12 protein-coding genes are annotated in these 12,398 nt (G+C 31.4%); 9 read left to right on the forward strand and 3 right to left on the reverse strand.

The annotated features are described in order from the left end of the window. Positions 1 to 109: 109 nt before the first annotated feature. The gene (locus tag AAON49_RS08335) at positions 110 to 529 is read right to left on the reverse strand and encodes a hypothetical protein (protein ID WP_349554058.1); all 420 of its coding nucleotides are present in this window, start codon (positions 527 to 529) and stop codon (positions 110 to 112) included. 18 nt (positions 530 to 547) lie between these two features. Next, positions 548 to 1,747, reverse strand: coding sequence for a hypothetical protein (locus AAON49_RS08340; protein ID WP_349554059.1), 1,200 nt, complete (start codon positions 1,745 to 1,747; stop codon positions 548 to 550). Positions 1,748 to 2,128: 381 nt separating this feature from the next. Here AAON49_RS08340 and AAON49_RS08345 point away from each other — a divergent pair, with 381 nt between their 5' ends. The 6 genes from AAON49_RS08345 to AAON49_RS08370 all read left to right on the forward strand — a co-directional run bounded on the left by AAON49_RS08345 (position 2,129) and on the right by AAON49_RS08370 (position 8,148). Then, positions 2,129 to 2,827, forward strand: a complete 699-nt coding sequence (locus tag AAON49_RS08345) for a peptidylprolyl isomerase (RefSeq protein ID WP_349554060.1) — start codon at positions 2,129 to 2,131, stop codon at positions 2,825 to 2,827. A gap of 6 nt (positions 2,828 to 2,833) precedes the next feature. Beyond that, positions 2,834 to 3,448, forward strand: a complete 615-nt coding sequence (locus AAON49_RS08350) for a hypothetical protein (protein WP_349554061.1) — start codon at positions 2,834 to 2,836, stop codon at positions 3,446 to 3,448. Positions 3,449 to 3,508: 60 nt separating this feature from the next. Beyond that, complete coding sequence (locus tag AAON49_RS08355) at positions 3,509 to 5,098, forward strand: peptide chain release factor 3 (RefSeq protein WP_349554062.1); 1,590 nt, start codon at positions 3,509 to 3,511, stop codon at positions 5,096 to 5,098. Between the two features lie 2 nt (positions 5,099 to 5,100). Continuing rightward, the gene (locus AAON49_RS08360) at positions 5,101 to 6,663 is read left to right on the forward strand and encodes a hypothetical protein (protein ID WP_349554063.1); all 1,563 of its coding nucleotides are present in this window, start codon (positions 5,101 to 5,103) and stop codon (positions 6,661 to 6,663) included. A gap of 45 nt (positions 6,664 to 6,708) precedes the next feature. After that, positions 6,709 to 7,638: a peptidylprolyl isomerase gene (locus AAON49_RS08365; protein ID WP_349554064.1), complete on the forward strand. Its 930-nt coding sequence runs from the start codon at positions 6,709 to 6,711 to the stop codon at positions 7,636 to 7,638. A 90-nt stretch (positions 7,639 to 7,728) separates the two neighbouring features. Further along, positions 7,729 to 8,148, forward strand: coding sequence for a cupin domain-containing protein (locus AAON49_RS08370; RefSeq protein WP_349554065.1), 420 nt, complete (start codon positions 7,729 to 7,731; stop codon positions 8,146 to 8,148). Positions 8,149 to 8,152: 4 nt separating this feature from the next. Here AAON49_RS08370 and AAON49_RS08375 read toward each other — a convergent pair whose 3' ends face one another. Beyond that, complete coding sequence (locus AAON49_RS08375) at positions 8,153 to 9,472, reverse strand: sulfatase-like hydrolase/transferase (protein WP_349554066.1); 1,320 nt, start codon at positions 9,470 to 9,472, stop codon at positions 8,153 to 8,155. 267 nt (positions 9,473 to 9,739) lie between these two features. Between AAON49_RS08375 and AAON49_RS08380 the strand changes: the two genes are divergently transcribed. The 3 genes from AAON49_RS08380 to AAON49_RS08390 all read left to right on the forward strand — a co-directional run bounded on the left by AAON49_RS08380 (position 9,740) and on the right by AAON49_RS08390 (position 12,374). Next, positions 9,740 to 10,996, forward strand: coding sequence for a hypothetical protein (locus AAON49_RS08380; protein WP_349554067.1), 1,257 nt, complete (start codon positions 9,740 to 9,742; stop codon positions 10,994 to 10,996). 171 nt (positions 10,997 to 11,167) lie between these two features. Then, entirely contained in the window at positions 11,168 to 11,842 is a 675-nt protein-coding gene (locus AAON49_RS08385) for a tetratricopeptide repeat protein (protein WP_349554068.1), read from the forward strand. Between the two features lies 1 nt (position 11,843). Next, positions 11,844 to 12,374 carry a YfiT family bacillithiol transferase gene (locus tag AAON49_RS08390; protein WP_349554069.1) on the forward strand — a complete coding sequence of 177 codons (531 nt, stop codon included), beginning with the start codon at positions 11,844 to 11,846 and terminating at the stop codon, positions 12,372 to 12,374. The last annotated feature ends 24 nt before the right edge of the window (positions 12,375 to 12,398 follow it).

Below are 12,398 nucleotides of genomic sequence, written 5' to 3' on the forward strand. Positions count from 1 at the left end.
TACAACGATTCATGTGAAAAGACAATATTTAGGTTAAAACAAAAATAGCAGAAAAGAACAAATTTTTATATGTTGATTTTCCTGCTATTTTAAATGGGTTGCAGTTACGTTATTTTTCGAATCTTTCTAATTTATTAATTACCAAACCACTAAGACCATCAACAAAACCAATGAGAGACTCACCTTCAATTTTAAAAATTAAAAAGTCTTTTCTCTCTTTAGGCTTTCTAATTTTATTAATAGAGTCATTTGCAAATCTTAATGCCGTTGCATTTAATACTAAACTATCATTTAAAACTTCCCAACTCCCATCTACTAAAATACCACAAGTATTGTACTCAAAGAGATTATCTTCTTTCAAGCTTAACGTAAAACCTTCGATATTTTTGGTAGTCTTATATTTAATTTTTTCAGTTAAATCTAACTTCTTGCTTTTGTATTCACCTACCAATTCTTTATTTCTTGATCGATTACTACAAGAAACGTGAATTAGTAAAATAATAATTAATAGAAGTTTGTATTTTTTCATCTAAAAAATATCAAAATATTATTCAAAAGCTAAAATTAGTTCCCCTTTATCTAGATTTGTCATAATATCTATATCGCTTTTTAAATCATCTAAAATATAATTAAAATCTGGATTATCAGACATAGCCTTATAATCATTAATAATAGAAGTTATCTCAGAATTCATTTGCGAAGTAATTAAAATATCATCAATATTATCGCCATCTAAAAGACTATTAATCGCTTGATTTACAGAAGGTAAAACCGAAATCATTTTTACAAAAGTTGAAATTTCGTAATCTGAAGTCAAAACAAATTCAGAAATTGCGTAGTAATAATCTACGTGTTTCTGACCTAAAGAGCTACTTTTTAAAAACTCATCTCTTAATCTCCTATCTAAGTTAAGATCAAATAACGTTTCAGCTTCAGTTTGTGAAATCAAAGATTGACTATACGATTGTTCTTGAGAACTCTCAGATTCACTCCAAAAGCCACCAGTATCACAATACCATCCTCCATCACAAGTTCCATTTCCAGTTTCAGCACAACCACTAAGGCAGTTCTCTAAACCAACTTCTTCGTAAGCAAAATCTTCATTTTTCTGAAGTAAATCTGCGTTTGGATATTTATGTCTTAAAACAAACAACTTAAATTCATTTCTAGTATTCCTTCTTCTCTCGGCTATAGAATTATCATCCATATTAAAAAGTCTACTAACTTTAATATTCCCTATAGAATAATCTTCATTTTTATATTTCCAAATTAAAAAATTTTGGCTTTCTGTATTTATAAATGTTTCTTTTAGTTCTTTTTTAAGAATAAACTCATCACCTTCTTTTAAAAAGAATCTATGAACGATTTGATTTTTACTTTTAACATCATACACAGAGAAAGCAAAAATATCTTCATCCTCAATTTTTTCTGAACCGTTATCATAATGATAAGTAGCTATTGCTTTTATTAAACCAGCATCTAGGTCTTTCTTAAGAAAAGTTTTTTCTACTATATCGGTACTTACGTATTGGATTTCTGAGGAATTTAATGGTATCACAGAAAACTTTACAGTTGTATTTTTAGGGCTAATTACATTCGTGTTAGAATTGTAAAAAGACCATCTTGCAACTTCTATTTGGTTTTGAGACAACTCATTTAGTAGTTGTGAATTCTTTCCAGAATCACTTTCGCAACTAAAAAGTGTTACAAATAAAATTGACATTAATAATTTGTATGATTTTTTCATTTCATATTTTTTTTAATAATTCTTTCCTACTCTTTTGATTTTTGGATTCCTCATTTGCAATTTTTAATGTCTTTAGCAACTTTCACATTTTTGACGTTGGAGGGTCAGTCCTTTCTTTTGACATTGCTTTTTTACCAAAGTTAAATATTCCTTTATACGATCAATACAGATTTACGCATTAAAAATTGCGTAAATCTGCATAAAACAAGTATCTACAAAATGTTTGTGTTGATTTAGTGAAATTACTTAGCCTATAACAAGAAATAGTATTTTTTCGAAAGCCTCGGGCGTAAAATACTCTAATAGAATTTATACTATCCTCAATCTTTTACCGATGAAACAAAATGGAGTTTCTTAAATTTGTTGAATTAAAATATTTTCATGAGAAATTTTACAGTTCTTATTCTAATGCTTTGTGTATTTGCCCAATGCAAATCAGAAGATTCTAAACCTAAGCATCAACTTCCTGAAGTAAAAACTGTAGAATCTAAACCCAAAAAAATAATTGTAGAAAAGAAAAAAGAACAAGAAGCAGATTCTATCAATAATAAAAATACTGTTGCCTTTTTGAAAGCATACGGGAAATTAAATCCAGAAACTATTGTTCTTTTCGAAACTAGATTGGGAAATATCAAAATCAGATTATATAAAGATACTCCTTTACATAGAGCTAGCTTTATTTTTTTAACCAAAACAGGATACTTTAGCACAACATGCTTTCATAGAATTGTTCCTGGATTTATTGTACAAGGAGGAAATTCTGACCATCCAATTACTCGTAAAAAAAGAATCAAATACAACTATAGGATTCCATCAGAAATGAAAAAATACCATAAGCATAAATATGGATCTTTAGCTGCTGCAAGACAATGGGATAACAATCCTAAAAAATTATCTTCACCTTTTGAATTTTATATGATTCAGGATAAAAGAGGAAGTCACCATTTAGATGGAGAACATACAATTTTTGGAGAAATCATAGAAGGAATAAGTACAATGGAAAAAATTGCTAAACTGGAAACTGACAAAAAAGAGTGGCCTGTAAAAGATGTGTTTATAAAAGCTAGTGTTGTTAAATAACAAATCATGAAACTGTTTATAGCTTCTTTAGAAAAATTAACTAAGATTATTAGAGAGAACACTCATATTGATCCTTTTTCTTTTAATCTGATAAATCTATTAAATGAATCTAAAGAGGAAGTTACCCAAATCCAGAAGGAAACGAAAGGAATTCAACTTGTGGAGATTGATGAGTTTTGGGATTTGACTGAGGAAATTTACAAAAAGCTCATGTTAAGAACTATAGAAACAGATTTGTCTACTTTTTTCAAACAACTACAAAAAAACCCTCCTTCTTCTCATATTGAAATGAGATATCAGCTCTTTCCTTGGCAACTCTTTTCATTAACATTTGATCATATCAAAAAAGAGTTTCCTCTTAATGCAGAATATGCAGAAAGTCAAATTCAACAGCTATTAGACTTGTTTCAAATCAAAGATTCAAATTGGATAAATGACTTATATGATTTCGATTATAAATTCAACTTTCAGAGCCAAATTGAACAACTATTTAGAGAATTACTTTTTTCTTGTTGGAAAGAAATAAAAACAAAAACTAACTCCAAAATAACAGCATCTATTCAAGAAATTAATGGAGGAAGTTATGTTTATGATCTAGATACTAGAAATAAAAAGAAATAGATTCTTTCCTATTTTGCTCATTTTCCATTTAAAGTTACCTTTGCACATCAATTTTTGTAGATGAGTTTTTTAGAAGAAATACAACGTAGAAGAACATTCGGAATTATCTCTCACCCCGATGCTGGAAAGACTACACTAACAGAGAAATTATTATTGTTTGGTGGAGCTATTCAAGAAGCTGGAGCAGTAAAGAATAATAAAATTAAAAAAGGAGCTACTTCTGACTTCATGGAAATAGAGCGTCAACGTGGAATTTCTGTTGCAACTTCAGTATTAGCCTTTATCTACAAAGACAGGAAAATAAATATTCTAGATACACCTGGACACAAAGATTTTGCCGAAGATACTTTTAGAACTCTAACAGCTGTAGATAGTGTTATTGTAGTAATTGATGTTGCAAAAGGAGTTGAAGAGCAAACGGAAAAACTTGTTGAAGTTTGTAGAATGCGAAACATTCCTATGATTGTATTCATCAACAAACTAGACCGAGAAGGAAAAGATGCTTTCGATTTATTAGATGAAGTGGAACAAAAATTAGGTTTACGTGTTACACCTATGAGTTTTCCCATTGGAATGGGATATGATTTTCAAGGAATTTATGACATATATGGAAAGAAGTTGAACATTTTTTCAGGAGAAAATAAGCAAACCATTTCTGAAGGAATTGAGTTTGATGATGTAGACAATCCAAAACTAGATGAAGTTGTTGGAGAAACTGCCGCAGAAACACTTCGTGAAGAATTAGAATTGGTATATGAAGTATATCCAAAGTTCGATCAACAAGAATATGTAGAAGGAAAATTACAGCCAGTATTTTTTGGCTCAGCCTTAAACAACTTCGGAGTGAAAGAATTACTTGATTGCTTTATTGATATTGCTCCAAATCCACAACCTAAAAAAGCAGAAGAACGCTTGGTAGATTCCAAAGAAAATAAGTTAACAGGTTTTGTTTTTAAAATCCACGCCAATATGGATCCAAAACACCGAGATCGTTTGGCTTTTGTGAAGATTGTTTCAGGGACTTTCAAAAGAAATACTCCTTACTTGCATGTTCGCAACAATAAAAAATTAAAATTCTCGAGTCCTAATGCATTTTTCGCCGAGAAAAAAGAGATCGTTGAAGAATCTTTCCCTGGTGATATTGTAGGATTACACGATACTGGAAACTTTAAAATTGGTGACACCTTAACAGAAGGAGAGGTTTTAAACTTTAAAGGAATTCCTAGTTTTTCTCCAGAGCACTTTAGATATGTGAACAACGCAGATCCTATGAAAGCTAAACAACTTTATAAAGGATTGGACCAATTAATGGATGAAGGTGTTGCACAATTGTTTACCTTAGACATGAATGGTAGAAAAATTATTGGAACTGTTGGAGCACTTCAGTATGAAGTAATTCAATACCGTTTAGAGCACGAATACGGAGCGAAATGCACCTATGAAAACATTCATGTTCACAAAGCATGTTGGGTTCAACCCGATGATCAAAAGAATGAAGAATTTAAAGAGTTTAAAAGAGTAAAACAGCGTTATCTTGCAAAAGATAAACAAGGACAACTGGTATTTTTAGCAGATTCCTCTTTTACTATTCAAATGACACAACAAAAATATCCAAGTGTAAAATTGCATTTCACCAGTGAATTCGAATAATTATGAAAAAATCTATTCTATTACTTCTTTTTGTTTTTATAAGCTATCAAGTTTTTTCTCAAACAGAAGATTCTTCTACTCTCAACACAACTAAACTTGATAATAAGATTAGACTAACTTACACCTTGGTAGGAATGCCAACTGATAAAGTTAATTATCAATTAGAACCTAAAATGGGTCTTGTTGGTTTGAATTACAATGTTCCTCTAAATAAATGGTTATATACTGGCGCAGCAATGCATGCAGCTGTAACAGGTGATCAAGGAGGTTTATTTACTTTGGGAGTTAACTTAGGAGTAAATACCAAACTATATAAGAACCTTTATTTTGATGCTAATGTTCACTTTGGTGGTGGTGGCGGATTTAGAACATTGGTCAATGGTGGAGGAATTTTATACCCTAGCATTGGATTACAATACAAAAAAAACAACTATTCATTTGGAATACAATACAGTCAAGTCAACTTTTTTACAGGAATCATTAAAAATGATAATTTTTCTTTTTTCTTAGAAATTCCTAGTACACTGCAAAAAACCGACTATAAAAATTCTCAAAAAGAATTCGTTTTAAATAACAATTCAAAAGATGAGTTTTGGAAAAAAACAGGCGTTAAAAGTGTACAACAAGTTACTTTTGATTATTTCTTTCCAATTGGGCTTTCAAGAAAAGATGCTACAGAAAGTTTTGAACCTATTAACAACACATTATCCATTGTTGGCTTTGAATACCAACGTTATCTGAATTCAAATACATTTATTTATGTACATACAGATGCTATGTATCAAGGGCTAATCTCTGGATTTATGGATTTATTTATTGGTGCAGGTAAGAATTTTGTTGAAACCAAACATGTCAATTTTTTCGGAAAGTTTGGAATTGGTGCGGCTGGAGGAAGAATCTATCCTGAAGATGGATTAACTATGTATCCAAGTATTGGTGCAGACATAAAGTTTACAGAAAAATTTGGATTGAGTCTCCATGGAGGTTACCATAGATCTATTGGTGCAACTTTTGAAGCATACACAGCAGGGTTTAGTTTCAAATATTATGGGTTAAGCGGCGGAACCGTAGATCCTTTTTCTTTAGAAGAAGCTGCAAAAATAAAAGCACAAGGAATGCAAATAGGAGTACAAAATCAAACCTATTATGATGTAGCTAAATTTGGTATTCCTGATAGTGATTTACAACTTATTGCTATAAAAATCAATTATGATGTTACTCGCAGATTCTACTTTTCTGGAGAAGCTTCTTTCGCATACGAAGGAAGATCTGGAGGCTACGCACACGGGCTGTTTGGTTTAGGTATTAAAACCAATAGATTCTTTAATCAAAAACTTTCTTCATTTTTTGAAGTTGGTTTAGGAGTAGCTGGAGGAGGAAGAGTTGATGCCGGAGAAGGTATTTTGGTAAGACCAATTGTAGGTTTAAATTATCATCTTAATGACGATTTCTCATTACAGGTTTCTGGAGGACAAATAATTGCTCCTTATGGAAATGTAAATTCATCAAACATCAACGTTGGATTAACCTATAGTTTTTCAATGTTAAACGCTAAAAATAATTAATTCTGGAAACCACCCAGAAACTATAAATCAAGAAAATAAACACTCATGAATAACGGAATTTACGCAAAGTTTGCAACTCCAAAAGGAGATATTTTAGTAAGCTTAGAACATGAAAAAACACCAGGAACAGTTGGAAATTTTGTTGCCTTAGCAGAAGGAAACTTAGAGAACTCTGCAAAACCTCAAGGAACTCCATATTACAATGGATTAAAATTCCACCGTGTGATCCCAGATTTTATGATTCAAGGAGGATGTCCACAAGGAACAGGAACGGGAAACCCAGGATACCAATTTGATGATGAAATTCATTCAGATCTTAAGCATGATGCTCCAGGGAAATTATCAATGGCAAATGCAGGTCCAGGAACTAACGGATCTCAATTTTTTATCACACATGTTGCTACTCCATGGCTTGATGGAAAGCACACTGTTTTTGGAAGTGTTATAGAAGGTCAAGATGTAGTTGATGCTGTAACGCAGGGAGATGAAATGTCTGTAGAAATTATACGAGTTGGCGATAAAGCAGCACAATGGAATGCTGTTGAAGCTTTTAGAACTTTTGAAGGAGCTAGAGCTGAACGAGAAGCAGAAGAGATCAGAAAACAACAAGAATTATTGGATCAAGTAGCTGCAGGATATGATGAAACTCCTAGCGGTTTACGTTATAAAATTCTTCAAAATGGTGAAGGAAAAAAAGCCACTAAAGGAGCTATGGTTTCTGTTCATTACAAAGGTCAACTATTAGATGGAACCGTATTTGATTCTTCATACAAAAGAAAACAACCAATAGATTTTGCTATTGGAGTTGGACAGGTAATTGCTGGATGGGATGAAGGAATTCAATTATTAAAAGTTGGTGATAAAGCTCGTTTAGTAATACCTTCTAATCTAGCTTATGGAGAAAGAGGTGCTGGTGGTGTTATTCCTCCTAATGCGACATTGATTTTTGACGTTGAATTAATGAACGTTAAATAAATTATCAAAATTTACTTTATAGCAGAAAGCCCTTAGAAAATATCTAAGGGCTTTCTTTTTAACTTTGTCTCATTAATAATTTAAACTCTTATGCTTAAGAAATCTTTTTCAATCCTTTTGATCACCTCTACTCTATTTTTTTCTTGTCAAGAAAATACTCCTCAAAAAATAGAGAAAACAATTCTATTAGAAACTACTAAAAGTTGGAATGGGAATCCACTTCCGGTATTGAACGGACAAACAAAAGTTACTATTTCTAAAATTGTCATTCCTTCAGGAGCTCAACTTCCTTGGCATATTCATCCGGTGATTACAACTGGTATCTTAACTAAGGGGGAATTAACTATTACTGATAAAGATGGAAATGAAAAAATAATCAAAGCAGGCGATGTTTTGGTTGAAGTTTCCAATGAGAGACATTTTGGGAAAAATACTGGAAATTCTGCAGCCGAAATATTAGTATTTTATGTAGGTGAAAAAGACTCTCCAACTACTATTATAGAACGATAACCAATTACTGCCTAATAATAGCTGCTTCGGCTTCTAAAGCTGTTTTTGCCATTATTGCCTCATTACTCAAGTTTGTTCCTATAAGATTGTTAGTTTCATAAGCATCCATTGTTAAATGATAGAATTCTTGAGTTCCATTTTCATGAACAATTAACTTATAATCAGCATTTCTAATTGCATAACTAACTCCGTTATTCGAACGCTCTGTGTATACAAACTCTCGTTGACTGGCATCTTCATCGTTTAATAGATCATAAAAGCTAGCACTATTTTCAATTTCTCCAACAGAAACTCCAGCAATGTTAGCGATTGTAGCAAATAAATCTGTCGTATGAACCAAAGCAGATTCTCTACTCGAAAATCTATTTACTCCTACTCCGGAAATAACCATAGGAACATTCACTCCTCCTTGATAGATAGATCCTTTTGCTCTCATAGCAGCATAAGGAGATTGTGCAACTTGATTTGGCGTACCATTATCTCCAATAAAAATGATAATTGTATTTGCTCGTTCTTCACTGGGAAGACTGTTCAGGAATCTTCCTAATTCACTATCCATAGCTTCAATAGCAGACATAAAATAAGGCATAGGGTTTGCATCTATAGAAGCTTGGTCAGTTGGTAGGTTTCCTTGAGAATGCAAATTAGTTGGAGCTAAATGGAATGGCGTATGTGGTGCGTTAAATGCAAGCCATAAAAACCAAGGCTTACTTTGATTTCCAACCCAATCAATTGCTAAGTCTGTAAATTTTGTTGTTGTATATTCTGTTGAATTATTCGATTGTCCGTTTTCTACTAAATTCCAATTAGTATAAGATTGAACTCCTCCATTTAAAATGCCCGCATAATAATCAATTCCCATAGTAATTGGATCAGCAATAGTATTAGACAAATGCCATTTACCAATAATTGCTGTAGCGTATTCATTACCTGTTTGATTATCTATATACTGTTGTAATGAAGTCTCAGTAGTAGAAATCACATCCCCTACTTCCAAAACCCCTGTTTTAAATCCGTATTTACCCGTTAAAATAGAAGCTCTAGTAGGAGTACAAACTGGGTAAGACCATAAATTATCAAATGTAATTCCTGCTGAAATCAGGCTTTGTAAAGTTGGCATATTAGGTTTAATGGTACCTTCCGAATAATTAGGCATTGCATCCTTACCTAAATCGTCTGCAATAACTAATAATATATTTGATCTTGCATTTACAATTAAATCTGAGTCATCTATACTATCATCTATAATTTCTTCAGAAGTAGAACTACAACTAATTGTAAGTATTGAAACTAAAAAATAAGGTAATATTGTTTTTAAATTCATCTGATTTCTTTTAACTTTTATTTTTAGACCCTACAAAAAACAAATAGTTTATTTTTATAAACAGTTAACATTACTTTCTTATAAAACAGGTAAAAACACCTATATAAACTTCCATCTATGTTTTTATTTTTAAAACAAATCTCTAATCAAGAAAAATTTTTATTAATACGTTAATTTAATTTATAGTTAAACCATAGTTAATAAACACATTAGAGAATCAACTAATTAAAAACATACTGGCTTGAAAAAATTGTCTACTAAATAATTATGACTGAACAAAAAACAAAAAAGATACCCGTCCTTACTATTTCTCAACAAGAAATTCCCCATAAAGATTTACTAAATGGGCTAAAAAAATATGCAAATAAAGTTCCCTATAAAGAGAAAGATATATTTGTAAACTCTCCTGTTCTAATTAATCTGCAGTATTTAGAAGATACTAAACGTTTATGTAGTATTCTAAATTCAATCATGGTCATGGTAGCTTATAACTACTATAGAGATGCTAGGATTCAAGAAGTCTATCAGTTGGATGATGATTTTCAAGAAATCCTTTCAATGACTGAAGGAACACCATTTGAACTTGGAATGTATCGTCCAGATTTTATTTATGACACAACTGGCCAAGCTAGAATATGTGAAATTGACTGTAGATATCCCATTAATGGATGGATGTTAAGCAATTATTTGAATTCTACTGTTGACAATCTCGCTTCAAATGTTAATGAAAACTGGAGTTCAATTCCTGAGCAGAATGAATTTTTAAAAGAACTCACAAGTAGGTATGATATTGAAGAACCTATCTTTTTTATTCAAAAAGACAAAATGGGAATAGAGCTCGATTATCTCAAAACAGAATTAGATAAAAAGGGAGTAAAAATGATTTGTGTTAGTCCTGAAGATCTCAAGTTCGAAGAAGGCCAAGTTATGGCTGGTGACCAAATTGCTCGTCAGTTTTTCTTAAATATAGATCGTGATGAGTTAAAAAATTTCGAGAAAGATGTATTAAGAGCCATTATTAAAAGCGGAAGATGTATTAATGATGTAAGAACTCTTATTCTAATACATGACAAAAGAGTTCTCGCTCTTTTATTTAATGAAGAAGTGATGGGAAGCTATGCAAATATTGATGATTATATGTTTTTAAAGAATTATCTAACTCCATCTTATACCATTCATGATGCAAAGGATCGTGAATTCCTCATAAATACAACAGAAAACTGGATTTTAAAACCTAACAGTGGTGGAAATGGAGTTGATATGTACATCAAGGATAAATGTTCTAAAGAGTTTTGGGAAAACATTGTAAAGAATGAATGGAAAAACTATATGGTTCAACCCTATATAAATCAACAAAAGTTTACACTACAAGGAAAAGAAGACATTCATCTTGTTGGATATAATCTCTTTTTTAATGGTAGATCATTTGGAGCTGGAATGTTTAGAGGATCTTCTGAAAACATTGTAAATCTTAACTCTGAAAACGGAGTCATATTACCTTGTGTGTTAGACAAAAACTCTTAAGAAAAAAAGTAGAATAGTCATCTCCAGATGAATTCTACTTAAATTCAATTCACTCTATAACAATTGATTTAAATTCAATTGTAACAAAACCAACTAAAAAGTCGTCTCACTTTGTGAAACGACTTTTCTTTTTACAAACAAAAGTTTACTTTTAACAACTAAACCTTACATATGAAACGCTTATTTTACCTTTTAAGTATATTCCTTTTAATATCCTGTGGGAATTCAAAAAACTCCCCAGACTTTATAAAAGCCACCGAGGGTAGGTATTTATTTAATTCAGATGAAGCTATTGATATTACTTTTACTGATGGCATAATGAAGGTAAAATGGCGTGATCAAGAAATGACTCCTATTAAAGCAAACGACAGTTCTTTCTATCTAAAAGAGATGAATGAAAAATTGGTTTTTGTTTCAAAACCAAAAATGCACATCGAACTTGCTCCAAAAAGAGAACATGAGGGAAAGAAATTTAGTTTTTCAAAACTAGAAGAAGGACAAAAAACTCCTGCCGAATATTTCAAAAACAAGGAGTATGATAAGGCTTTAGAAGGATATTTAGCCATTCAAAAAAGAGATTCTCTAGATCGTACAATAAGAGAAAGATATTTAAATAGTCTAGGTTACAACTATCTAAGAGAAAATAAATTAGAAGAAGCTAAAGAAGTATTCAAAATAAATATTGCTCTGTATCCAAAAAGCTCAAATACATATGACAGTATGGGTGATGCTTATAGAAGAGAAAAAGATACTGTAAAAGCTTTAGAGTACTACAGAAAAGCGATAGCTATTAACCCAGAAAACAGAAGTTCAAAACGACAAATAGAACGACTAACTAAAAACTAAAATGACAGACTTAAGATATCCTATTGGTCATTTCACTTCTCCAGAGGAAATTACAGAAGACATCAAACAAAAATGGATTCAAACTTTAGAAGATTTTCCCCTTAGATTAGAAAACCTTGTAAAAGATTTATCCGAAGAACAACTTGAAACTCCTTACAGAGATGGTGGCTGGACGGTTAGACAAGTTGTTCATCATTGCGCAGATAGTCATCATAATAGTTACATTCGTTTCAAATGGGCATTAACCGAAGAAAACCCTTTAATTAAAGCTTACAATGAAGCTGATTGGGCCGAATTATTTGATACCAAAACAGGGCCTATAAACATGTCTATTTTACACCTAAAAGCTGTACATGCCAAATTGGTTTATTTATTAAGAGGTTTATCTGATAGCGACCTAAAAAAAACATTTATACATCCTGAAAGCAAAGAAGCTGTTCTTTTACTTGTAAATATTGGTATTTATGCTTGGCATTGCAATCACCATTACGCACACATAGAACATTTATTGATTCGAAAAGGTTGGAAATAATTTCTATCTTTAGAAACCAAATTT

Origin of the sequence: Pseudotenacibaculum sp. MALMAid0570, assembly GCF_040151415.1 — a bacterium.
GTDB lineage: Bacteria > Bacteroidota > Bacteroidia > Flavobacteriales > Flavobacteriaceae > Polaribacter.

Excerpts from the sequence above, each read along its gene's own strand:
- AAON49_RS08390 (WP_349554069.1), top strand. The coding sequence starts at position 11,844 with ATGACAGACTTAAGATATCCTATTGGTCATTTCACTTCTCCAGAGGAA.
- AAON49_RS08370 (WP_349554065.1), top strand. The coding sequence starts at position 7,729 with ATGCTTAAGAAATCTTTTTCAATCCTTTTGATCACCTCTACTCTATTT.
- AAON49_RS08360 (WP_349554063.1), top strand. The coding sequence starts at position 5,101 with ATGAAAAAATCTATTCTATTACTTCTTTTTGTTTTTATAAGCTATCAA.
- AAON49_RS08355 (WP_349554062.1), top strand. The coding sequence starts at position 3,509 with ATGAGTTTTTTAGAAGAAATACAACGTAGAAGAACATTCGGAATTATC.
- AAON49_RS08335 (WP_349554058.1), bottom strand. The coding sequence starts at position 529 with ATGAAAAAATACAAACTTCTATTAATTATTATTTTACTAATTCACGTT.
- AAON49_RS08350 (WP_349554061.1), top strand. The coding sequence starts at position 2,834 with ATGAAACTGTTTATAGCTTCTTTAGAAAAATTAACTAAGATTATTAGA.
- AAON49_RS08375 (WP_349554066.1), bottom strand. The coding sequence starts at position 9,472 with ATGAATTTAAAAACAATATTACCTTATTTTTTAGTTTCAATACTTACA.
- AAON49_RS08345 (WP_349554060.1), top strand. The coding sequence starts at position 2,129 with ATGAGAAATTTTACAGTTCTTATTCTAATGCTTTGTGTATTTGCCCAA.
- AAON49_RS08380 (WP_349554067.1), top strand. The coding sequence starts at position 9,740 with ATGACTGAACAAAAAACAAAAAAGATACCCGTCCTTACTATTTCTCAA.
- AAON49_RS08340 (WP_349554059.1), bottom strand. The coding sequence starts at position 1,747 with ATGAAAAAATCATACAAATTATTAATGTCAATTTTATTTGTAACACTT.
- AAON49_RS08365 (WP_349554064.1), top strand. The coding sequence starts at position 6,709 with ATGAATAACGGAATTTACGCAAAGTTTGCAACTCCAAAAGGAGATATT.
- AAON49_RS08385 (WP_349554068.1), top strand. The coding sequence starts at position 11,168 with ATGAAACGCTTATTTTACCTTTTAAGTATATTCCTTTTAATATCCTGT.